Origin of the sequence: Streptomyces sp. NPDC002884 (assembly GCF_040295245.1) — a bacterium.
GTDB lineage: Bacteria > Actinomycetota > Actinomycetes > Streptomycetales > Streptomycetaceae > Streptomyces.
Map to the genome: position 1 here is coordinate 332346 of NZ_JBEOVB010000006.1, position 20407 is coordinate 352752.

The window sequence follows — 20407 nt, forward strand, 5'->3', positions numbered from 1 at the left end:
CGCCCCCTTGCGCTCAGCGCCGCATCCCGGTGAACACCCCCGTCCAGAACTTCTGCTGCTGTTCGGACGCCCCCACCAGGTACGTGGCCCGCAGCTTGGCCGGCAGATGGGCGACCAGACGGGCCACCACGGCGTGATGCCTGCGCAGTTGGGACAGCTCCGCGTTGGCGAGGATCTGGTGGACGACGTCGCTGTCGTCGCCGCCCTCGTCGGAGCGGGCGGCGGCGCGGCGCAGCCGGGCCTCCCACGCGTCCGCGTCCCGGGCCAGCTCCCGCAGGCCTGTCACGGGGCGGCCCTTCAGACGGTCGATCAGCGCGGTCAGCGGCACCGGCGCGTACTCGCCGTCGCCGAGGTAGACGGTCGCCATCTCCAGCGGCAGCCCGTGCCGGTGCAGCTTGATCAGCCGCTCCAGGGTGCGTTTGGTGATCCAGGCGCGGCCCTCCTCGTCGATGTCGTGCTTCCACCACTCCAGTACCGTCTCGGCGTCCGCCCCGTACCGCGCCAGCAGCCACTCGTTGGCGGGGATGTCCTGCGGCGCCACCTCCAGGGAAGCCGTGAACCGGGTCGCCTGCGCGATGTTGTTGCGGGACACCAGCAGCTTGCGGCCCAGGTGGTACGGCGGATTCTGTACGGCTATCTGGGCCCGCAGGTTCTCGATCCGCTTCCCCGCGAGCGACCACTCCTGGGTGATCTCCATCAGCTTGGCGAACGCGGCCTTGTCCTTGGGCCGGTTGTACTCGTCCCACACGATCGCCTTGGGCTCGGGTCCGGTGAACTTCGCCGCGAGGAGGTTGTCCAGCGTGCCGTCGGGCGACGGCACGGGCGCGCAGAGGTCCTCGACGTTGGTCACCGGCAGCGAGAAGTACAGGGCGTCCCGCCCCAGCCCGGCACGCACCGTCTCCCGCACCAGTTCCGTCTTGCCGCACCCGGGCGGCCCCTGGAGCAGCACCGTCCAGCGGTTGCGCAGGGCCGCCCGCACCACCTGCCGTACGGGGTCGGGAACGGTGGCCGGGTTGGCCACGCCGAGTGCCTGCGCGAGCCGGTCGAGGATCTCGGCCGTGCGGTTCTGGCCGGGCCGGCCGTCCGGACCCGGCTCGGTGAGTCGCAGCCGCTCGCCGTCGATCAACGGCAGGCCCCAGCGCAGCGGGAACCCCTCACGGGCGTTGGCCAGGACGTGGTCGAGCGTGCGCGGTGACAGCAGCTCGCGCAGGGCGGGGGAGAGCGAGGCCCAAACGGCGAACACCGGACGCAGGTCCCACGGGCGGTACTTGACCGCGAGGTGCCGGCGCCAGGACGTGTCGTTCGCCGAGATCCGCATCGTGACCATCCGGTCCAGCAGGGCGAGGTCGCTGCGCCGGGCCGACGTCTCCGCCTGCGACTCGTTGTCCGTGAGGAAGACGCCGACGCAGCCCAGGGCGCGCAGGTCGTGCTCGCCGAGCGTCCAGTCGCAGGCGATCTGCATCAGCTGCGACTGGATGGTGTCGCCCGCCTGCAACGAGTCGTCGATGAGCAGCACGAACGGCCGGCCCGGCTGCAACTGGCTCATCACCAGCTGGCGCAGCACCAGTTCACCGGAGCGCGGATCGCGTACCGGCGCGTTGACGAGCAGGTCGTCCGGGGTGAGGTTCGCCGCCGGCACGTACACCAGCTCGGTGCCCGGGTGGGCGCGGGCGATGTGCGAGAAGAACGTTGCCGTCTTGCCGATGCCGTGCTCGCCGAAGACCTGGCCGGTCTGCCCGAGGTCGATCATCGCGTCGATGAATCCTTCGAGGCGGGAGACCTCGCCGGCGGCCGGCCGGTCGCCGGTGTCGTGCGTGGGCTCGGTCCGTGTGCTCATGGCGTCCATCCGGTCCTTCACCTCGATCCTGTGGTGACGCGATGGCAGAGCATCGCGGGTGTGTGCGTCTCGGGCCACTCGTGGCCGCCCTCGGTGATCAGCCAGATCCAGCGGTCCGGCTCGGCCGGGGTGATCGGCGGCGCGTAGCCGTCGGTGAGGACGACGACCGCGTCCGGACGCTCGTCGAAGCGGCGCCCGTTCACCTCCGTGCGTCCCTCCACGTGGTCGGCGACGGCCTGGAAGCTCGTGCCGCCGCCCCCGTACACCCGCTCACCGGGGCTGAAGGGCATCACCACGGTGTCGAAGGACAGCCAGTGGGCCTCGACGCCGTCGATCCGGCCGACCAGCTCGGTGAGCCAGTGGACGACGTGCTGCGGCATCGACCCCGAGGTGTCGTAGGCGATCACCAGGACCTTGTCGCGGACCGGGCCGCGCCGCGCCAGCACCGGATCCTGGCCGAGCGCGGCGAGCAGGGCGCCCCGCTTCTTGGGGTAGACGAGCCGCTCGCCGTCCCGCAGCTTGGAGCCGAGCACGTCGACCAGCCAGCGCTGCCACCAGTCGACCGTGCGCGTGCGGGTGGTCTCGCCGCGCAGCATGCCGGCGCCCAGCCTGCCCCACAGTCGGGCGGCCCGCGCCGAGTCGCCCTCCGTGCGGCCCATCAGGTCGAGCAGTTCGCGCTCGGCGCCCGCGTGCCCGCGCCGGGCCGCCAGCAGGGAGTTGAGCAGGGCGGAGGACGTCACCGCGTCGACGGTCTCCTGGTCGGCGGGGACCGCGCCGGCGGTCAGGTGCACGCACAGCCGTTCTTCGGGCACGGGCGGGTGGCGCATGCGCTTCAGCTCGCCGTACACGCGGGTGTCGGTCCGGGTGAACGTCTCGTACGGCACCGGCTCCAGCCCGTGTGCCGTCAGGTCCTCGACGTACAGGTCGTGGACCCGGCGTGGGTCGACCCCGGTGGGGCGGCCGTTCAGCAGGGGCAGTTCCTCGCGGCCCAGCCGCACCAGTGCCACATGGTTGATGGACACCTCGGCGGCCAGCTCGAACACCGGATCCTCGCGCAGCTCCGGCTCGGCGAGCAGATGCCGGTGCACGAGGTGCCGGGCCTCGTGGAACAGGACGAACTTGACGCCGTCCAGGCCCAGTCCGACGAAGAAGTCCGGGTTGTACAGCAGCAGACAGGTGCCGTCGCCGGAGGCGACCACGGCCGCCGTGTCCACCGCCGTCGTCGGGATCTGGTGATGGCACTTGGTGTACAGCCAGGACGCCACCGCCGACTCGGTCAGCCCGAAGTCCAGCAGCGCGGCTTCTTTCAACCGGCGTGCCTCGGCGACCGTTTCGGGCGATGCCGGCAGGTATGCCTCCAGCGCCCTGCGGTCGGCCAGGTCGACCACCGCCGGACGCCGCCGCCCGCCCTCCCCGTACGCCATGTCGTGCCCCCGTGCCCTCTTTGCCGCGCTTTCCCCAGTGCCTCATTGGTAGCAGGCCCCACTGACATCGGGCCAAGGCATTACGCTCTCGGGCAAGGGCGGGGTCGTAGCGCAGGGGCAGCCGCACCGGTCTCCAGAACCGGATCACGCTGGTTCGAATCCAGCCGCCCCGCCCCCCTCGGAACGCCCGCCCCTCGCGCCCCCGGCGCCTCCGCGGCGTCAGGCGATGGCGCCCGCCGTCACGACGAGCTCCGGCGTCGTCCCGTGGAACGTGTCGATGAGCTGCGCCAGCACCGCCCAGGCCTCCTCGCGCCCGCCCAAGTGGTCCCGCACGAGCGGGCGCAGGGCGTCCTCGGCCTCGCGGACCCGGGCCGGGAACAGGAGATGGCCCAGGGACAGCACCTCCAGGACCTTGAGGGCCGGACCGTGGGCCGTCGCGTACTCGGCCGGGCCGTCGAGGACGCCCGCCTGCCGCAGCCGGTGCGTGAACTTGGGGTGCGAGCCGAACCCGGCGCGCAGCGCGGGCGGGCAGTCCGGGCGCACCGACAGCGCCCAGCGCGCGTAACCGGGCAGCGGAAGCTCGTCGTGGGCAGCGCCGACCGTCTCCCAGTCGCCCCGGGTCAGCACCATGGACGCGGCGGCGCGGGCGGCGGGCATGGAGTGCGCCTTGCGCAGGGCACCGACGAGGCCGTGCCGGACGTAGCTCTCGGGGATGTCGGGTTCCTGCCGCTCGTGGCCGGAGCGCACCTTCAGGGGCTTCGTGCGCCCGGGACCGAACGGCACCCCGCGGGCGAGGGCCCGGCGCAGGCCGAGGTCGTTGCCGACGAAGCGCCACACGACGGCGTTCAGCGCGGGGTCGTCCTGCTCCAGGACCCACAGCACCACCGAGGCGGGCGCGGCGGGCCAGGTCCACGCACGGTCCAGCCTGCGCCGGATCGCGGCCGCGTTCCCGGTGGCGGCAGGGGGCAGACCGATCCGCGCCCGGATCCGGTCGGCGGTGTCCTCGGCGGTCAGGCCGAGCAGGAAGCCGACCGCCTGCTGGACCGTTTCTCTGTCACCCATGGCGGCATGATGCCGCAGGTCGCGAACGGCCCGCACCGGGAATTCGGTTCCCTGTGCGAGCCGTCGAAGCGAGAGGCGGGGGCGGGTCAGCCGGCCGCCCGCGCCGCCATCCGGGCCTTGCGCGTCGCCAGCTTCTCGTCGAACTTGGACGCCTCGCTGTCCAGACCGCCCATGTACAGGCCGATCTCCTCCTGCGCCTTCTGTCCCTCGGGGCCGAGGCCGTCGATCTCCATGACCTTCAGGAAGCGCAGCACGGGCTGGATGACGTCGTCGTGGTGGATGCGCAGGTTGTAGACCTCGCCGATCGCCATCTGCGCGGCGAACCGCTCGAAGCCGGGCATACCGTGACCGGGCATGCGGAAGTTGACGAGGACGTCGCGGACGGCCTGCATGGTGAGGTCGGGGGCGAGCTCGAAGGCGGCCTTCAACAGGTTGCGGTAGAAGACCATGTGCAGGTTCTCGTCGGTCGCGATGCGCGCCAGCATGCGGTCGCAGACCGGGTCCCCGGACTGGTGACCGGTGTTGCGGTGCGAGACGCGGGTGGCCAGCTCCTGGAAGGCGACGTAGGCGACCGAGTGGAGCATCGAGTGCCGGTTGTCCGACTCGAAGCCCTCGCTCATGTGCTGCATGCGGAAGGCTTCGAGCTTGTCCGGGTCCACCGCGCGCGAGGCGAGCAGGTAGTCGCGCATCACGATGCCGTGCCGGCCCTCCTCGGCCGTCCAGCGGTGCACCCAGGTGCCCCAGGCGCCGTCGCGGCCGAAGAGCGAGGCGATCTCGTGGTGGTAGCTGGGGAGGTTGTCCTCGGTGAGCAGGTTCACGACGAGCGCGATCCGGCCGATCTCGGTGACCTTGGACTGCTCCTTGTCCCAGGCCTGGCCGTCCTCGAAGAAGCCGGGGAAGTTGCGGCCGTCGCTCCACGGCACGTACTCGTGGGGCATCCAGTCCTTGGTGACCTTCAGATGCCGGTTGAGTTCCGTCTCGACCACTTCCTCCAGCGCGTGCAGCAGCTTGGCGTCGGTCCAGACGGCGGGGCTACCGAGGTGAGGGGAGGTGATCGTCACGAGAACTCCAGGGGGACGTGAAGCGGAGTGGAACACTCCGGCGAGCGAGGCCGGAACTTACGGGATCGTAGGCTACGTATCCGTAGGTTACGAAACCGTAGGTTAAGAACAACGTAAAGATCGCTGATCAGCCGGGTTGCGCCAGGTGATTCGGGGCATGTCAAACAGCCCCGGGAGCCGCAGGTCCCAGGGCCGAATGGGTGATTCGATCACCCGCTCAGGCGTACAGATCACGCAGACGCACCGAGAGGCATGTCACACATCCTTCGAGTTTCTCGAACTCGCCGATGTCGACGACGACGGGCTCGTGACCGAGATCGGCGAGCAGGTCCGCCGTCTTCGGCGCGGCGGCCGAGATGAGCACGTGCGGACCGCCGAGCAGCACCACGTGCGAACCGGCCTCCTCGGGCACCGACAGGAAGCGCGGGAACAGCGACGGCCGGTCCACCTTGGGGATGTGGCCGATCACCGTGCCGTCGGGCAGGGCCGTGACCGCCGACTTCAGGTGCAGCACCTTGCTCACCGGTACGGCCACCACCCGCGCCCCCAGCGGTTCGAAGGCGGCGCGCACCTGCTGCACCCCGGCCGCGTCGGTGCGGCCGCCCCGGCCGACGTAGATCGTGTCGCCGACCTTGAGCACGTCACCGCCGTCCAGCGTGCCCGGCTCCCAGACCCAGTTCACCGAGCAGCCCAGACGGGCCACGGCCTCCTCGACGCCGAGGGTCTCGTCGCGCCGCGACTCGGCGCCGGAGCGCGCGATCAGGGCGACGTTCTTGTACATCACCACCGTGTCCTCGACGAACACGGAGTCCGGGCAGTCGTCGGCCGGGTCGACCTCGACGGTCTCCCAGCCGTGCGCCCGCAGGGCCTCGGCGTACGCCTCCCACTGCTCCAGGGCGAGCTCCACGTCGACCTTCTCCCGCTCGACGTGCGTCACCAGGCCTTCGGCGAGGCGCGGGCTGGGGCGGCGGATGAGGGCCTTCTTGCTGGGCACGTCCAGGTCTCCGAATCGGGTGGCACAACCGGCGCCTCGGACGCGGCGCCGGTCAGCCATCATGCAGGGCGGGGCCACCAGGACAAAACCCCGCAGTAACAATGTGCCCCTCCTGAGACCATGTGCCCCTCCTGGGACCGAGCGACCGCCGGCGGCGTCAGGCCGGGTCCGCCACCTCCGCCTCCGTCGTCTCCCGCAGCTCCCCGTCCAGCAGCAGCCACCGGGTGATGCCGATGGACTTCAGGAACGGCAGGTCGTGGCCGGCCACGATCAGCGCGCCCTCGTAGGACTCCAGGGCGGTGGTGAGCTGGCGCACGCTCGCCATGTCGAGGTTGTTGGTCGGCTCGTCCAGGATGAGCAGCTGGGGCGCCGGCTCGGCGAGCATCAGCGCCGCCAGGCTCGCCCGGAAGCGCTCCCCGCCGGACAGGGTCGCCGCCTTCTGGTCGGCGCGGGCGCCCCGGAACAGGAAGCGGGCCAGCCGGGCCCGGACCCGGTTGTTGGTGGCGCCGGGCGCGAACCGGGCCACGTTCTCGGCGACCGTGAGGTCGCCGTCGAGGATGTCGAGGCGCTGGGGCAGGAAACGCAGCGGCACGTACGCGTGCGCCTCCCCCGCCTCGGGCGCCAGCTCCCCGGCGATGGTGCGCAGCAGCGTCGTCTTGCCCGCGCCGTTGCGTCCCACCAGCGCGACCCGCTCGGGACCGCGCAGGTCGAGACCGCCGTCCACGCGCGCGCCGTACGCGAGCCGGAGGTCCCGGAGGAGCAGGACCTCCCGCCCCGGCGGTACGGCCGTGTACGGCAGGTCGACGCGGATCTCGTCGTCGTCGCGTACGGCCTCCACCGCGTCGTCGAGCCGGTCCCTGGCCCCGGCGAGCTTCTCCTCGTGCATGATCCGGTGCTTGCCCGCCGACTCCTGCGCCGCGCGTTTGCGCGCCCCCATGACGATCTTCGGCTCGCGCTTGCTGTCCCACATCTTCTGCCCGTACCGCTTGCGGCGGGCGAGCTTGACCTGGGCGTCGACCAGTTCGCGTTTCTGTTTCTTCAGGTCGGCCTCCGCGACGCGCACCATGCGCTCGGCGGCCTCCTGCTCGGTGGCCAGGGCCGCCTCGTACGCGGAGAAGTTGCCGCCGTACCAGGTGACCTCCCCGGCGCGCAGGTCGGCGATCTGGTCGACGAGGTCGAGCAGCTCCCGGTCGTGGCTGACCACGACCAGGACGCCCGGCCAGGACGTGACGGCCGCGTACAGCCGCCGCCGGGCGTACAGGTCGAGGTTGTTGGTCGGTTCGTCGAGCAGCAGGACGTCCGGCCGGCGCAGCAGCAGCGCGGCCAGCCGCAGCAGGACCGACTCGCCGCCCGACACCTCGCCGATGGTGCGGTCGAGGTCGATGTGGCCGAGCCCCAGCTCGCCGAGGGTGGCCAGCGCGCGCTCCTCGACGTCCCAGTCGTCGCCGACGGTCTCGAAGTGCCGCTCGGACGCGTCACCGGCCTCGATGGCGTGCAGCGCGGCCCGCTGTGCGGCGATGCCGAGTGCCGCGTCGATCTTCAGCGTGGTGTCGAGGGTGACGTGCTGCGGGAGGTGTCCGACCTCGCCGGCGAGGCGCACCGTGCCGTCGGCGGGGGCGAGTTCCCCGGCGATCAGCTTCAGCAGGGTCGATTTGCCGGAGCCGTTGACGCCGACGAGTCCGGTCCGGCCGGGGCCGAAGGCGACGTCGAGTCCGTCGAAGACGGCGGTGCCGTCCGGCCAGGAGAAGGCGAGGGAGGTACAGGTGATGGAGTGAGTCAAAGCGGGCCTCGTGGTGGCGTGTGCGGTCAGGGGCGACACGTGTCGAGACACCGGAAAGCGGCGACCACCGCGGCAGCGGGGGAGCGCGGAGACATGCAGGAAGTCCTGCTCCGCAGGGACGGCTCGAAGGCCGAGGTCGCACGCGGCGCACACACTCCAGAGGCGTGGCGCGGTGTCTCATGACCTCAGACGAGCAACGTCCTTCTCCTATCGGCGGCAACAGAACCGTTCTACACGGTAGGAAGGCCCGCAAGGGCTGTCAACGGATTAACAGGCGTCCCGCATCAGCTCCGCCAGGTCGTGGTCGAGGTCGAGCTGCCGGTACTCCGTGCCGGTGGGCACCAGCTCGCTCGTGGCCCGCAGGAAGTCGCGGATCTCCTCCGTGTGGACGTGCACGACGGCGGTGCCCTCGGGCGCGTGGAACTCCAGCACGGTGCGGCCGTACCCGTAGGGCCGCACACGGACGTCGCCGTGGCCCTCGGCGTCGTGCAGGCCCGCGGCGAGCAGGTCACGGGCGAAGGTCCAGCAGACCTCGACGCCCTCCAGGGTGGCCGGGGCCGGGAAGGTCATGCGGACGGCGAAGGGGTCCTGCCGGTCGTAGGACAAGGTGGCGGGGATGGTCTGCATCCGAGGCGCGGCGGCGACCAGACGCGCCTCTACGGGCTGCTCGATGACGGTGGTGGACAACGCCTTGCTCCCTCGTGACGGCGGGACGAATCTTCCGGGCGGTGCGTCCGGACACTGGAAGAGACGCCGGAAGCGGCCGATCCGTGCACACCCATTCCTAGTGACCTCGGTCACCGCCTTTCATGCACGCGAGTGACTCACCTCTCCTCCCGTGTCTGCTGGGACGGTCGAGGTGATCGCGGGCCTCTGGACGTCACCGAAAGCCGTGGGCTAGCTTCGCCCGCCATGAGGCGCTTGGGGAAGACGCGACGCACGGTTCGGACAGCATTCGGGAGCGGACGGGTGGTGGCGGCGGCCCTCGGGGCGGCTCTGGCCCTCCTGACCGCCCTGCCCGCCCGGGCGCACACACCGCTCGACCCGGAGCACACCCGGGGGTCCGCGGCGCCGCACTGGGACCTCAAGGACACCGGCGCGGCCGCCGTACGGTTCCGGGGCCTCGCGGCGGTCGACCGGCGCACCGCCTGGGTGTCCGGCACCCAGGGCACCGTCCTGCGCACCACCGACGGCGGCGACAGCTGGCGGGACGTCTCGCCGCCCGGCGCCGCCGGCCTCCAGTTCCGGGACATCGAGGCGTTCGACGCGCGCCGCGCCGTGGTGCTCGCGATCGGCGAGGGCGAGGCGTCGCGCGTCTACCGCACCGAGGACGGCGGAACGACCTGGACGGAGTCCTTCCGCAACACCGACGCCCACGCCTTCTACGACTGCATGACCTTCTTCGACCGCCGCCACGGCCTCGCCATGAGCGACCCGGTGGACGGCAGATTCCGCATCCTGTCGACCGGCGACGGCGGCCGCTCCTGGCAGGTGCTGCCGAACGAGGGCATGCCGGCCGCCCTGGACGGCGAGGCGGGCTTCGCGGCCAGTGGCCAGTGCCTGGTCGCCGCCGGGACGAAGGACGTCTGGCTGGCCACCGGCGGAGCCGCCCGCGCGCGGGTGCTGCACTCCTCCGACCGGGGGCTGACGTGGACGGCCGCCGACACCCCGATCCCCGCGGGCGACCCCGCGCGCGGGGTCTTCGCCGTCGCCTTCCGCGACCGTACCCACGGCCTCGCCGTCGGCGGCGACTACCGCGCCGACCAGCCCTCCGCGCGGGCGGCCGCGACGACCGGCGACGCGGGCCGCACCTGGCGGCCGGCCGCCACGCCGCCGCCGGCCTACCGCTCCGGGGTCGCCTGGCTCCCGCACAGCCGCTCCGCCGCCCTCGCCGTCGGGCCCACCGGCACCGACCTGACCACCGACGCCGGCCGCACCTGGCGCACCCTCGACACGGGCTCGTACGACACCGTGGACTGCACCCCCGACCTCGGCTGCTGGGCCGCCGGCGAACAGGGGCGCGTGGCACGCCTGGAGAGCTGAGCGCCTTCGGGGCACCGCTGGGCGCGAACGCGACAGGAGCGGCGACGTGGGCGACGTCCCCCGGGACACGGCGTACGGCGAGCGGGACGGCCGGCGAGCGGGCCGGCCGGCGGTCCGGCACGCGCTCCCGGGACCACGAGAGCTGACGCGTCCGCGCCGGAACACCGTCGCGGGCCCGCGCCCGGCAGCCGTACGCTCGTCCCCACGATGACGACCGTAGACATTCCGGCGGGCTGGCCCGCGACCGAGGAAGCGGCCCGCGCCGTCCAGGACGAACTGCGGGCCCGGGTGGTGCTCGACGAGTCCGGGCCGCCGCCCGGGACGGGGTACGTGACGGGCGTCGACGTCGCCTACGACGACGAGCGGGACGTCGTCGCGGCGGCGGCCGTCGTGCTGGACGCGGCGGGCCTGGAGGTCGTCGCCGAGGCCACCGCCGTCGGGCGGATCTCCTTCCCGTACGTGCCCGGGCTGCTGGCCTTCCGCGAGATCCCCACCGTGCTCGCCGCCCTGGACGCCCTGCCCCGGCCGCCCGGCCTGGTCGTCTGCGACGGCTACGGCCTGGCCCACCCGCGCCGCTTCGGTCTCGCCAGCCACCTGGGCGTCCTCACCGGACTGCCCACGATCGGCGTCGCCAAGAACCCGTTCACCTTCACGTACGACGACCCCGACGCCCCGCGCGGATCGGCGTCCCCGCTGCTGGCGGGCGAGGACGAGGTGGGGCGTGCGCTACGCACCCGGGCGGGTGTGAAACCGGTCTTCGTGTCCGTCGGCCACCGCGTCACCCTGGACGACGCCTGCGCCCACACCCTCGCGCTCACCCCGCGGTTCCGTCTCCCGGAGACGACCCGGAGGGCGGACGCGCTGTGCCGGCGGGCCCTTCAGGAGGCGACCACCCGCCACTGACCGACCTCCCGGTAGGCGGAGTCGTAGACCGCCGACCCGTCCCCGGCCTCCAGGGCGTAGTGCTTCAGGTTGCCGCCCCAGTAGCGCAGGATGCGGCCCAGCTCACCCACCGGGTCCTGGGCCAACGCGCCCTCGTCCACGGTGACTTCGAGAACGAACTTCATGCTGCTCCCCTTTCGTGCCGATCAGGCACTTCAATCGTTTCATTGAAGTGCTGGTTGGCACTTTGCGGCCGACGCGTCCATGCGCCACCGGGGGAGCGGCGCGACAAGTCCCCAATCGGGGTGCGAGCGAGGGCGGAGCCCGCGCGGACGTACGAACGGGCCGCCCGGGCAAGCCTGCTGAGTACCTCGTCTGAGTACCCGTACGGATGTGCGGTCCTTCTCCGCTCGGCAGGCTGGGTCCATGACCACGCACCGTGCCCCGAAACCCCTCGCCGACCCGAACCGGCCCGTCGAGCGTGCCGTGAACGCCGCGCTGATCATCGCCGTCCTGGCGGGTGTCGGCTGGATCGCCGGCATGATCTACACGCTGGTGCAGTGGCCGGTCTGAGGCCGCGGACACGGCACCGGCACGGTCAGCGGCGCGCCGCGACGCGGAACCGGACACCCGCCCGGGTCAACCGCCCGGTCAGTGCGTCGCCCATCGCCACCGCCGTCGTCACCTGCCCCGCGGTCGGCGGGAGGTCGTCGCAGGCCAGGGCCAGCGCCGCCTCGGCGAACATCTTCGCCGTCTCGTCGTAGCCGGGGTCGCCGCCGGACACCTCGGTGCACACCCGCCGCCCGCCGCCCTCGCCGACGAACCGCACCGAGAACCAGCTGCGCGCCCGCTTCTGCGCGCTGGGCCCCTCTCCGGGCTTGAGCCGGTCCGACAGCCAGCGCCGTGCGGGCGGCAGCTGGGCCGCCGCGGCGAGCGTGCCGACCGCCGCGACCCCGCCCAGGGCGACGGGCAGCCGTCGTACGGCCGCGTAGTGCCGGTAGCGGAAGTCGGGCCCGTAGCGCGGCAAGGCCCTCGCCGACCGCAGCACGATCTGCGGGTCGATGGTCGGCAGCGGCAGCGCCCAGGCGCCGACCTCGGGGGCGAACCGGGGCGCGCCCACCGGCGCGGCGGCCCGACGGCCCATCAGCCGTGGTTCGTGCCGGCCGCGCTCCCGTGCGGCGGCCAGCACGTGCCGGCCGCGCGCGAACTGGCCCAGCGCGGAGGCGAGGGTGCCGCCCGAGAAGGTGGCGTCGACGCTCACGAAGCCGTCCACGGTCAGGGGCATGCCCTCCGGAAGCTGTCGGACGGTGAAGTACGCGCCCAGGTCGTGCGGGACGGAGTCGAAGCCGCACGCATGGAGCAGTCGCGCACCCGTCTCACGCGCGCGTGCGTCGTGCCGGACGTACATCAGGTCCACGAACTCCGGCTCACCGGTGAGGTCGAGGTAGTCGGCGCCGGTGTCCGCGCAGGCCGCCACGAGTTCCTCGCCGTACGACACGTACGGCCCCACCGTCGTGGCCACCACGCGCGCGTGCTCCGCGAGGGCACGCAGGGACGCCGGGTCCGAGACGTCGGCCCGCAGCACACCGACGTCGCCGCCGAGCCGCTCGCGCAGCCGTTCCAGCTTCCGCTCGCTCCGGCCGGCGATCGCCCAGCGCAGATCGGCGGGCGCGTGGGCGGCCAGGTACTCCGCGGTGAGCGCGCCCACGAAGCCGGTGGCCCCGAAGAGCACGATGTCGTACGGGCGGTCCGCCCTTTTCAGCCTGCTCATGACATCCCTTCGTCGTCCCGCAGCCCGCGCCGCTGTCGGTGGCTGAGGCTAGCGTGAGCGGTGCGGAGGCCGACGGCAGGTGCCCCTAAAGTGTCTAAGCGCTTGCTCGCCCACCTCTTGTGCCCACTGGAACACGTTCTTAGCATCACTGGTGTTACATCGGTTGTGTCACAGCAAGGGGGCTGGATGACAACGGGACGGACGGCCGGGCACGGCCCGCTGGCGGGCGTGCGCGTGGTGGAACTCGCCGGGATCGGCCCCGGCCCCTTCGCCGGCATGCTGCTGGCCGACCTGGGCGCCGACGTCGTCCGCGTGGACCGCCCGGGCGGCTCCGCCCTGGCCATCGACCCCGCCCACGACATCACCAACCGCAACAAGCGCTCGGTGATCGTCGACCTCAAGGCGCCGGACGGCCCCGCGCGCGTGCTCGACCTCGCCGCCCGCGCCGACGTGCTCATCGAGGGCAACCGGCCGGGTGTCGCCGAGCGCCTCGGCGTCGGCCCCGGGGACTGCCACGCCCGCAACCCCCGTCTGGTCTACGGCCGGATGACCGGCTGGGGCCAGGACGGCCCGCTCGCCGACCGCGCAGGTCACGACGTGTCCTACATCGCCGTCACCGGCGCGCTCGGCATGATCGGCGCCCCGGACCGGCCGCCGCCCGTCCCGGCCAACCTGCTGGGGGACTACGCGGGAGGCTCCCTCTACCTGGTCGTCGGCGTCCTCGCCGCCCTGCACCACGCGCGTGTGAGCGGCACCGGCCAGGTCGTCGACGCGGCCATCGTCGACGGCACCGCGCACCTCTCCGCGATGATCCACGGCATGCTCTCGGCCGGCGGCTGGCAGGACCGACGGGGCGCCAACCTGCTCGACGGTGGCTGCCCGTACTACGGCACCTACGAGACCGCCGACGGCGGGTACATGGCCGTCGGCGCCCTGGAGCCGCAGTTCTACGACGCTTTCGTGGACCTCCTCGGCGTCGAGGACCTCCGCGAGGCGCGCAAGGACTGGACGCGCTGGGGAGAGCTGCGCGAGGCCGTCGCCGCCCGCTTCAGGTCCCGCACCCGGGACGAGTGGACGGCCGTCTTCGACGGTTCCGACGCGTGCGTGGCGCCCGTGCTGTCGCTGCGTGAGGCCCCGCGCCACCCGCATCTCGCGGCCCGCGGCACCTTCACCGAGCACGGGGGCATCACCCAGCCGGCCCCCGCGCCCCGTTTCTCCGCGACGCCCACGACCGTCCGCACCGGGCCCGCGCGACCCGGCGCCGACACCCACGGGGTGGCCCGTGACTGGGACGTGCCGGGACTCGCGACAGACCTCGTGAACACGCCCGCCGAGACCGCGGCGGGAATCCCTCCCCTGGCGGAGACGGAGGCGGCGGCGGACGCGAGGGCCCCGGCGACGACCACCGCGACGCCCTCCGCGAAGACCACGGCGACGACCCCTGTGAAGGACTTCCCGCACCAGGGCGACTGACCCCGCCCCGCACGACCCGCCCACCCTCCCGAAAGGCTTACCAGTGAGCACCGAAGCGTACGTGTACGACGCGATCCGCACCCCGCGCGGGCGCGGCAAGGCGAACGGCGCCCTGCACGGCACGAAGCCCATCGATCTCGTCGTCGGCCTCATCCACGAGCTCCGCAGCCGCTTCCCCGGCCTCGACCCGGCCGCCATCGACGACATCGTGCTCGGCGTCGTCGGCCCCGTGGGCGACCAGGGCTCCGACATCGCGCGCATCGCGGCGATCGCGGCCGGGCTGCCGGACACCGTGGCGGGCGTGCAGGAGAACCGCTTCTGCGCCTCGGGCCTGGAGGCCGTCAACCTGGCCGCCATGAAGGTCCGTTCGGGCTGGGAGGACCTCGTCCTGGCGGGCGGGGTGGAATCGATGTCCCGGGTGCCGATGGCCTCGGACGGCGGCGCCTGGTTCAACGACCCGATGACCAACCTGACCGTCAACTTCGTGCCGCAGGGCATCGGCGCCGACCTCATCGCCACCATCGAGGGCTTCTCCCGCCGCGACGTCGACGAGTACGCGGCCCTCTCGCAGGAGCGGGCGGCGACGGCCTGGAAGGAGGGCCGCTTCGACCGCTCCGTGGTGCCGGTGAAGGACCGCAGCGGCCTCGTCGTCCTCGACCACGACGAACACCCGCGACCCGGCACCACCGCGGACTCGCTCGGCAAGCTCAAGCCGTCCTTCGCCGACATCGGCGAGCTGGGCGGCTTCGACGCGGTGGCGCTCCAGAAGTACCACTGGGTGGAGAAGATCGACCACGTCCACCACGCGGGCAACTCCTCCGGCATCGTCGACGGCGCCTCCCTGGTCGCGATCGGCTCCAGGGAGGTCGGCGAGCGCCACGGACTCACCCCGCGCGCGCGGATCGTCTCCGCGGCGGTCTCCGGCTCCGAGCCGACGATCATGCTCACCGGCCCCGCGCCCGCCACCCGAAAGGCCCTCGCCAAGGCCGGCCTGACCATCGACGACATCGACCTCGTCGAGATCAACGAGGCCTTCGCGGCGGTCGTCCTGCGCTTCGTCAAGGACATGGGCCTGTCGCTGGACAAGGTCAACGTCAACGGCGGCGCCATCGCCCTCGGCCACCCGCTCGGCGCCACCGGCGCGATGATCCTCGGCTCGCTCGTCGACGAACTGGAGCGCCAGGACAAGCGCTACGGCCTCGCCACCCTCTGCGTCGGCGGCGGTATGGGCATCGCCACCATCGTCGAGCGCGTCTGACCACCCCAGCGGAACCCACAGACTTCAACGGAGACCCCGTCATGACACAGAGCACCACCATCCGCTGGGAACAGGACCGCACCGGCCTCGTCACCCTCGTCCTCGACGACCCCGACCAGTCCGCGAACACCATGAACGCGGCCTTCCGCGCCTCCCTCGCCGCGGTCACCGACCGTCTGGAGGCCGAGAAGGACTCCATCCGGGGCATCATCCTCACCTCCGCGAAGAAGACGTTCTTCGCCGGCGGCGACCTGCGCGACCTCATCCGCGTCACGCCCGGGACGGCCCAGGAGCTGCTGGACGGCGGACTGGAGATCAAGCGCAACCTCCGCCGTATCGAGACCCTCGGCAAGCCGGTCGTCGCCGCCCTGAACGGCGCGGCCCTCGGCGGCGGCTACGAGCTCGCCCTCGCCTGCCACCACCGCGTCGCCCTGGACGCGCCCGGCTCGAAGATCGGCTGCCCCGAGGTCACCCTCGGCCTGCTCCCCGGCGGCGGCGGTGTCGTGCGCACGGTCCGGCTGCTGGGCATCACCGACGCCCTCCTCAAGGTCCTGCTCAAGGGCACCCAGTACAGCCCGCGGCGAGCCCTGGAGAACGGCCTGGTCGACGAGGTCGCCGCCTCGCCCGACGAACTGCTCGCCAAGGCCCGCGCCTTCATCGACGCGAACCCCGAGTCGCAGCAGCCCTGGGACAGGCCGGGCTACCGCATCCCGGGCGGCACCCCGTCGAACCCCCGGTTCGCCGCCAACCTGCCCGCGTTCCCGGCCAGCCTGCGCAAGGAGACCAACGGCGCCCCCTACCCGGCCCCGCGCAACATCCTCGCCGCTGCCGTCGAGGGCGCCCAGGTCGACTTCGAGACCGCGCAGGTCATCGAGGCCCGCTACTTCGTCGAACTGGCCGCCGGACAGACGTCGAAGAACATGATCCAGGCGTTCTTCTTCGACCTCCAGGCCGTCAACGCCGGCGTCAGCCGCCCCCAGGGCGTCGCACCCCGCCAGGTCCGCAAGGTGGCCGTACTGGGCGCCGGGATGATGGGCGCGGGCATCGCCTACTCGTGCGCCCGCGCGGGCATCGACGTCGTCCTGAAGGACGTCTCCCTGGAGGCCGCCCTCAAGGGCAGGGCCTACTCCGAGAAGCTGTGCGCCAAGGCCGTCTCCCGGGGCCGTACGACCCAGGAGAAGGCGGACGCGCTGCTCGCCCGCATCACGCCCACCGCCGACCCCCAGGACCTGGCCGGCTGCGACGCGGTGATCGAGGCCGTCTTCGAGGACACCTCCCTCAAGCACAAGGTGTTCCAGGAGATCGAGCAGGTCGTCGACGCCGACGCCCTGCTGTGCTCCAACACCTCCACCCTGCCGATCACCGCCCTCGCCGAAGGCGTCGAGCGCCAGGACGACTTCGTCGGGCTGCACTTCTTCTCGCCCGTGGACAAGATGCCGCTCGTCGAGATCATCAAGGGCGAGCGCACCGGCGACGAAGCGCTCGCGCGCGCCTTCGACCTGGTCCGGCAGATCAAGAAGACGCCGATCGTCGTCAACGACTCGCGCGGCTTCTTCACCTCACGGGTGATCGGGCACTTCATCAACGAGGGCGTCGCCATGGTCGGCGAGGGCATCGAGCCCGCGTCCGTGGAGCAGGCGGCGGCCCAGGCGGGCTACCCGGCCAAGGTCCTGTCCCTCATGGACGAACTCACGCTCACCCTCCCGCGCAAGATCCGCAACGAATCCAGGCGGGCCGTGGAGGAAGCGGGCGGTGTCTGGCCCGGCCACCCCGCCGAGGCCGTCATCGACCGCATGGTCGACGAGTTCGGCCGCACCGGCCGCAGCGGGGGAGCCGGCTTCTACGAGTACGGCGAGGACGGCGGGCGGGCCGGGCTGTGGCCGGGCCTGCGCGAGCACTTCACGCGCGCGGGCGCCGAGATCCCCTTCCGGGACATGCAGGAACGCATGCTCTTCGCCGAGGCCCTCGACACCGTCAAGCTCCTCGAAGAGGGTGTCCTGACGTCCGTCGCGGACGCCAACATCGGCTCCCTCTTCGGTATCGGCTTCCCCGGCTGGACCGGCGGGGTCCTGCAGTACATCAACGGCTACGAGGGCGGCCCCGAGGCGGGCCACGGGCTCCCCGCATTCGTGGCACGCGCGCGTGAGCTCGCCGAGCGCTACGGCGACCGCTTCACCCCGCCGGCGCTGCTGGTGGAGAAGGCGGAGCGGGGGGAGACCTTCACCGACGGGCGCTGAGCCGCCGCGCCTTCACGGGGAGCCGTCCGCGGGCGGCTCCCCGAGCCACTCCCTCAGCTCCTCCGTCAGCGACCGCTGGAAGGCCGTCAGCAGCGCCTGGACGACCAGGGGCTGCATGTGCGCCGACAGCGACCTCACCGCCTGCGCGTCGCGCGCCGGCACCTCCTCGCGCAGCAGCCGCGACAGCTCGTGGGCCGCGGCGCGCGCGTGGTCGAGGAGGACGGTCCGGGCCGCGAGGATCGCCTCCGGTGACAGCGGCACGTCGAGGAGCCGCACCCCCAGCCGCAGCAGCCCCGCGTCGACGCGGTACCCGTCCTCGCCGGCCGGGTCACCGGCACCGGCGCCCAGCACGCCCATCGCGGCGAGCCGGTCCACGTCCTCCTCGCTGAGCGCCCGCCCGGCCCGCCGCTGGAGCTCCTCCCGCTCCATCGTCTCCACGGCGTCCGGCGCCCACGAGGCCACCACGGCCCGGTGCACGGCGAGGTCGTGCGCGTCGAGGCCGGGCGGCAGCCGGTCCAGATAGCGTTCGATCGCCGCCAGCGTGAGGCCCTGCCGCCGCAGCTCCTCGATCAGCGCCAGGCGCGCGAGATGCCCCTGGCCGTAGTGCCCCACCCGGCGCGGACCGATGACCGGCGGCGGCAGCAGTCCCTTGGTGCCGTAGAAGCGCACCGTCCGTACCGTGACGCCCGCCCGGGCGGCCAGCTCGTCGACCGTGAGGGCCGGCTCCTCGGTCTCGATCGTCATGTGCAGCAGTATCGCTGTCACACCGGTGCGGTGAAACCGGTCGGCCCCCGGCGGCCACCGTGTGAGAAGCGACGCGCTGTGACCTGGACCACCGCATGATCGCCGGCGCCTCTGGAAAGGTGTTCCCTCGGTCTGTGCCCCGACCCGGGAGCCGCCGGCCACGACCGTACGGCCACCCGGGCCCACCCCGCCCGGGCGCACCAGAGGGTCTTCGTCCGACGGAGCTGTCCCGGCCCACGAAGCAGCAGGCGAGGCAGCAGGTCTGAGCCACTGTCAGTGGCATCGCCTACGGTGGCGTCATGTCGGAGATCACTTATGTCCGGGGTGACGCCACCGCCCCGTCGGTGAAGGGCGTCAAGGTGATCGCCCATGTCTGCAACGACCTCGGGGGATGGGGGAAGGGCTTCGTCCTGGCGCTGTCCCGCCGCTGGCCGGAACCGGAGGCCGCCTACCGCGCCTGGCACCGGGAGCGCGCCGCGAACGACTTCGGCCTGGGCGCGCTCCAGCTCGTCCGGATCAGGCCCGACCTCTGGGTCGCCAACATGATCGGCCAGCGCGGCATGCGCACGGGCAGCAAGGGCGTCCCCGTGCGCTACCCGGCCATCGACACGGCGCTGGCCCGCCTGGCCGACCACGCGATCGAACTCGGCGCGTCGGTGCACATGCCCCGGATAGGCTGCGGCCTGGCCGGCGGCAAGTGGTCCCGCGTCGAACCGCTCGTCACCGGGCGGCTGGTCGAGCGGGGCGTCGCGGTGACGGTGTACGACCACGGGGAGGGGTAGCGCACATGCGCGCCGACGACGAGACCAGCGAGAACACGGGCACCGAGAACACGAGCACCGGGAGCACGGGCACCGAGAACGTCGGGCACGCCGACGGCATCGACGTCCTGGTCCTGGGCGGGGCGGGCGTGGACACGATCGTGTACGTACCGGAGCTGCCGCTCCCGTACGCCGACAGCTACATGATCGACAGCGGGATCCGCGCCCGCGCCGGACAGACCGGCGACTTCGTCGCCCTGGGCCTCACCGCCCTCGGGCTGCGCACCCACCATCTCGACTTCCTGGGCGACGACCCCGAGGGAGACCTGGTCCGCGCCCTGCACCGGGACAAGGGCATCGCCCTCACCGCCGTCCCGCAGCCCGCCGGGACCAAGCGGGCGGTCAACCTGGTCGGCCCGGACGGGCGGCGGCTGTCGCTGTACGACAACAGCCGCGGGCGCCCCGACGACCGCTTCCCCGAGGACACCCTGCGGACCCTGGCCGCCGCGAGCCGCCACGCGCACGTGTCCATCACCCACCCCTGCGCCGAGGCCCTGCCCGTACTGCGCGAGGCGGGCGTCGGCATCTCCACGGACCTGCACAACTGGGACGGTGAGAATCCCTACCACGAGGCGTTCGCCTACGAGGCGGACGTCGTCTTCGTCTCCGTGACGGCCCTGACCGACCCGGAGACCACCGTGCGCCGCATCGCCGAGCGGGGCCGTGCCGAGGTGGTCGTCGCCACGGCAGGCGCCAAGGGCGCGTACCTGCTCAGCGACGGCGAGCTGACCCACGTCCCGGCCGCCGTCCCGCCCGGTCCGGTGGTCGACTCCAACGGCGCGGGGGACGCCTTCGCGTCCGCCTTCCTCTTCGGCCGTCTGGGCGGCGAGCCACCGCACCGGTGCGCCGAGTACGGCGCGCTGGCCGGGGCGTACGCCTGCACGGTGCCGGCCACGGAGAGCGCCGCCCTGTCGCGCGACGCACTCCTGGCCCGGGCTGCGGCGATCCCCCGGTAACCCGGACCGGGCACCGGGGGCGGTCATCCCCGCCTGTTCCTCGCAGCGGTGAGTCCGGTCAGTC

At 72.7% G+C, this 20407-nt stretch carries 18 protein-coding genes and 1 tRNA gene; 9 read left to right on the forward strand and 10 right to left on the reverse strand.

The genetic code is table 11. From position 1 onward, the window contains the following. Positions 1–13 precede the first annotated feature (13 nt). Both ABT070_RS16100 and ABT070_RS16105 read right to left on the reverse strand, forming a co-directional pair. A complete protein-coding gene (locus tag ABT070_RS16100) occupies positions 14–1837 on the reverse strand; it encodes an AAA family ATPase (RefSeq protein ID WP_351760342.1) in 1824 nt (607 codons plus the stop codon). 17 nt (positions 1838–1854) lie between these two features. Then, the gene (locus ABT070_RS16105; RefSeq protein ID WP_351760345.1) at positions 1855–3261 is read right to left on the reverse strand and encodes a vWA domain-containing protein; all 1407 of its coding nucleotides are present in this window, start codon (positions 3259–3261) and stop codon (positions 1855–1857) included. 98 nt (positions 3262–3359) lie between these two features. Between ABT070_RS16105 and ABT070_RS16110 the strand changes: the two genes are divergently transcribed. After that, positions 3360–3435: transfer RNA gene (locus ABT070_RS16110), tRNA-Trp, on the forward strand. A 45-nt stretch (positions 3436–3480) separates the two neighbouring features. Here ABT070_RS16110 and ABT070_RS16115 read toward each other — a convergent pair. The 5 genes from ABT070_RS16115 to ssgD all read right to left on the reverse strand — a co-directional run bounded on the left by ABT070_RS16115 (position 3481) and on the right by ssgD (position 8785). Then, positions 3481–4323 (reverse strand): hypothetical protein, encoded by an 843-nt coding sequence (locus tag ABT070_RS16115; RefSeq protein ID WP_351760348.1) that lies wholly within the window; start codon positions 4321–4323, stop codon positions 3481–3483. Positions 4324–4409: 86 nt separating this feature from the next. After that, positions 4410–5384, reverse strand: coding sequence for an acyl-ACP desaturase (locus ABT070_RS16120; RefSeq protein ID WP_351760351.1), 975 nt, complete (start codon positions 5382–5384; stop codon positions 4410–4412). A gap of 217 nt (positions 5385–5601) precedes the next feature. Next, a complete protein-coding gene (gene ddaH, locus ABT070_RS16125) occupies positions 5602–6378 on the reverse strand; it encodes a dimethylargininase (RefSeq protein WP_351760354.1) in 777 nt (258 codons plus the stop codon). A 157-nt stretch (positions 6379–6535) separates the two neighbouring features. After that, positions 6536–8158 (reverse strand): ABC-F family ATP-binding cassette domain-containing protein, encoded by a 1623-nt coding sequence (locus ABT070_RS16130; RefSeq protein ID WP_351760357.1) that lies wholly within the window; start codon positions 8156–8158, stop codon positions 6536–6538. Positions 8159–8425: 267 nt separating this feature from the next. Next, complete coding sequence (gene ssgD / locus ABT070_RS16135; RefSeq protein WP_351760581.1) at positions 8426–8785, reverse strand: spore wall synthesis regulator SsgD; 360 nt, start codon at positions 8783–8785, stop codon at positions 8426–8428. A 285-nt stretch (positions 8786–9070) separates the two neighbouring features. On the opposite strand from ssgD, the gene ABT070_RS16140 reads away from it, so the two are divergent. Together ABT070_RS16140 and ABT070_RS16145 are read left to right on the forward strand one after the other, a co-directional pair. After that, positions 9071–10201: a WD40/YVTN/BNR-like repeat-containing protein gene (locus ABT070_RS16140; RefSeq protein ID WP_351760359.1), complete on the forward strand. Its 1131-nt coding sequence runs from the start codon at positions 9071–9073 to the stop codon at positions 10199–10201. Positions 10202–10408: 207 nt separating this feature from the next. Next, complete coding sequence (locus tag ABT070_RS16145) at positions 10409–11104, forward strand: endonuclease V (RefSeq protein WP_351760361.1); 696 nt, start codon at positions 10409–10411, stop codon at positions 11102–11104. Here ABT070_RS16145 and ABT070_RS16150 read toward each other — a convergent pair. Beyond that, on the reverse strand, positions 11080–11268 hold the full coding sequence (locus tag ABT070_RS16150; RefSeq protein WP_351760364.1) for a hypothetical protein: 189 nt from the start codon (positions 11266–11268) through the stop codon (positions 11080–11082). The genes ABT070_RS16145 and ABT070_RS16150 overlap by 25 nt on opposite strands. A gap of 241 nt (positions 11269–11509) precedes the next feature. On the opposite strand from ABT070_RS16150, the gene mmpA reads away from it, so the two are divergent. Next, on the forward strand, positions 11510–11656 hold the full coding sequence (mmpA, locus tag ABT070_RS16155; RefSeq protein WP_351760366.1) for a morphogenic membrane protein MmpA: 147 nt from the start codon (positions 11510–11512) through the stop codon (positions 11654–11656). Between the two features lie 25 nt (positions 11657–11681). Here the strand turns inward: mmpA and ABT070_RS16160 are convergent, their stop codons facing one another. Next, the gene (locus ABT070_RS16160; RefSeq protein WP_351760369.1) at positions 11682–12854 is read right to left on the reverse strand and encodes a saccharopine dehydrogenase family protein; all 1173 of its coding nucleotides are present in this window, start codon (positions 12852–12854) and stop codon (positions 11682–11684) included. A 186-nt stretch (positions 12855–13040) separates the two neighbouring features. On the opposite strand from ABT070_RS16160, the gene ABT070_RS16165 reads away from it, so the two are divergent. Genes ABT070_RS16165 through ABT070_RS16175 form a run of 3 tightly spaced genes read left to right on the forward strand, consistent with a single transcriptional unit; the run spans position 13041 to position 17822 of the window. Beyond that, the gene (locus tag ABT070_RS16165) at positions 13041–14327 is read left to right on the forward strand and encodes a CaiB/BaiF CoA transferase family protein (RefSeq protein ID WP_351760370.1); all 1287 of its coding nucleotides are present in this window, start codon (positions 13041–13043) and stop codon (positions 14325–14327) included. Positions 14328–14370: 43 nt separating this feature from the next. Continuing rightward, a complete protein-coding gene (locus tag ABT070_RS16170) occupies positions 14371–15585 on the forward strand; it encodes an acetyl-CoA C-acetyltransferase (protein ID WP_351760373.1) in 1215 nt (404 codons plus the stop codon). Between the two features lie 41 nt (positions 15586–15626). Further along, complete coding sequence (locus ABT070_RS16175) at positions 15627–17822, forward strand: 3-hydroxyacyl-CoA dehydrogenase NAD-binding domain-containing protein (protein ID WP_351760376.1); 2196 nt, start codon at positions 15627–15629, stop codon at positions 17820–17822. 12 nt (positions 17823–17834) lie between these two features. On the opposite strand, the gene ABT070_RS16180 is transcribed toward ABT070_RS16175, so the two are convergent. Next, entirely contained in the window at positions 17835–18566 is a 732-nt protein-coding gene (locus ABT070_RS16180; RefSeq protein ID WP_351760379.1) for a MerR family transcriptional regulator, read from the reverse strand. Between the two features lie 299 nt (positions 18567–18865). On the opposite strand from ABT070_RS16180, the gene ABT070_RS16185 reads away from it, so the two are divergent. Together ABT070_RS16185 and ABT070_RS16190 are read left to right on the forward strand one after the other, a co-directional pair. Next, positions 18866–19348, forward strand: coding sequence for a macro domain-containing protein (locus ABT070_RS16185; protein ID WP_351760382.1), 483 nt, complete (start codon positions 18866–18868; stop codon positions 19346–19348). Between the two features lie 5 nt (positions 19349–19353). Continuing rightward, positions 19354–20343: an adenosine kinase gene (locus tag ABT070_RS16190; RefSeq protein ID WP_351760385.1), complete on the forward strand. Its 990-nt coding sequence runs from the start codon at positions 19354–19356 to the stop codon at positions 20341–20343. Positions 20344–20407: the final 64 nt, after the last annotated feature.

What these genes read in the sequence shown, in the direction of transcription:
- ABT070_RS16185 (WP_351760382.1), top strand. Translation starts at nt 18,866, where the DNA reads ATGTCGGAGATCACTTATGTCCGGGGTGACGCCACCGCCCCGTCGGTG.
- ABT070_RS16100 (WP_351760342.1), bottom strand. Translation starts at nt 1,837, where the DNA reads ATGAGCACACGGACCGAGCCCACGCACGACACCGGCGACCGGCCGGCC.
- ABT070_RS16180 (WP_351760379.1), bottom strand. Translation starts at nt 18,566, where the DNA reads ATGACGATCGAGACCGAGGAGCCGGCCCTCACGGTCGACGAGCTGGCC.
- ABT070_RS16175 (WP_351760376.1), top strand. Translation starts at nt 15,627, where the DNA reads ATGACACAGAGCACCACCATCCGCTGGGAACAGGACCGCACCGGCCTC.
- ABT070_RS16140 (WP_351760359.1), top strand. Translation starts at nt 9,071, where the DNA reads ATGAGGCGCTTGGGGAAGACGCGACGCACGGTTCGGACAGCATTCGGG.
- mmpA (WP_351760366.1), top strand. Translation starts at nt 11,510, where the DNA reads ATGACCACGCACCGTGCCCCGAAACCCCTCGCCGACCCGAACCGGCCC.
- ssgD (WP_351760581.1), bottom strand. Translation starts at nt 8,785, where the DNA reads ATGCAGACCATCCCCGCCACCTTGTCCTACGACCGGCAGGACCCCTTC.
- ABT070_RS16160 (WP_351760369.1), bottom strand. Translation starts at nt 12,854, where the DNA reads ATGAGCAGGCTGAAAAGGGCGGACCGCCCGTACGACATCGTGCTCTTC.
- ABT070_RS16190 (WP_351760385.1), top strand. Translation starts at nt 19,354, where the DNA reads ATGCGCGCCGACGACGAGACCAGCGAGAACACGGGCACCGAGAACACG.
- ABT070_RS16165 (WP_351760370.1), top strand. Translation starts at nt 13,041, where the DNA reads ATGACAACGGGACGGACGGCCGGGCACGGCCCGCTGGCGGGCGTGCGC.
- ABT070_RS16145 (WP_351760361.1), top strand. Translation starts at nt 10,409, where the DNA reads ATGACGACCGTAGACATTCCGGCGGGCTGGCCCGCGACCGAGGAAGCG.
- ABT070_RS16105 (WP_351760345.1), bottom strand. Translation starts at nt 3,261, where the DNA reads ATGGCGTACGGGGAGGGCGGGCGGCGGCGTCCGGCGGTGGTCGACCTG.
- ABT070_RS16115 (WP_351760348.1), bottom strand. Translation starts at nt 4,323, where the DNA reads ATGGGTGACAGAGAAACGGTCCAGCAGGCGGTCGGCTTCCTGCTCGGC.
- ABT070_RS16150 (WP_351760364.1), bottom strand. Translation starts at nt 11,268, where the DNA reads ATGAAGTTCGTTCTCGAAGTCACCGTGGACGAGGGCGCGTTGGCCCAG.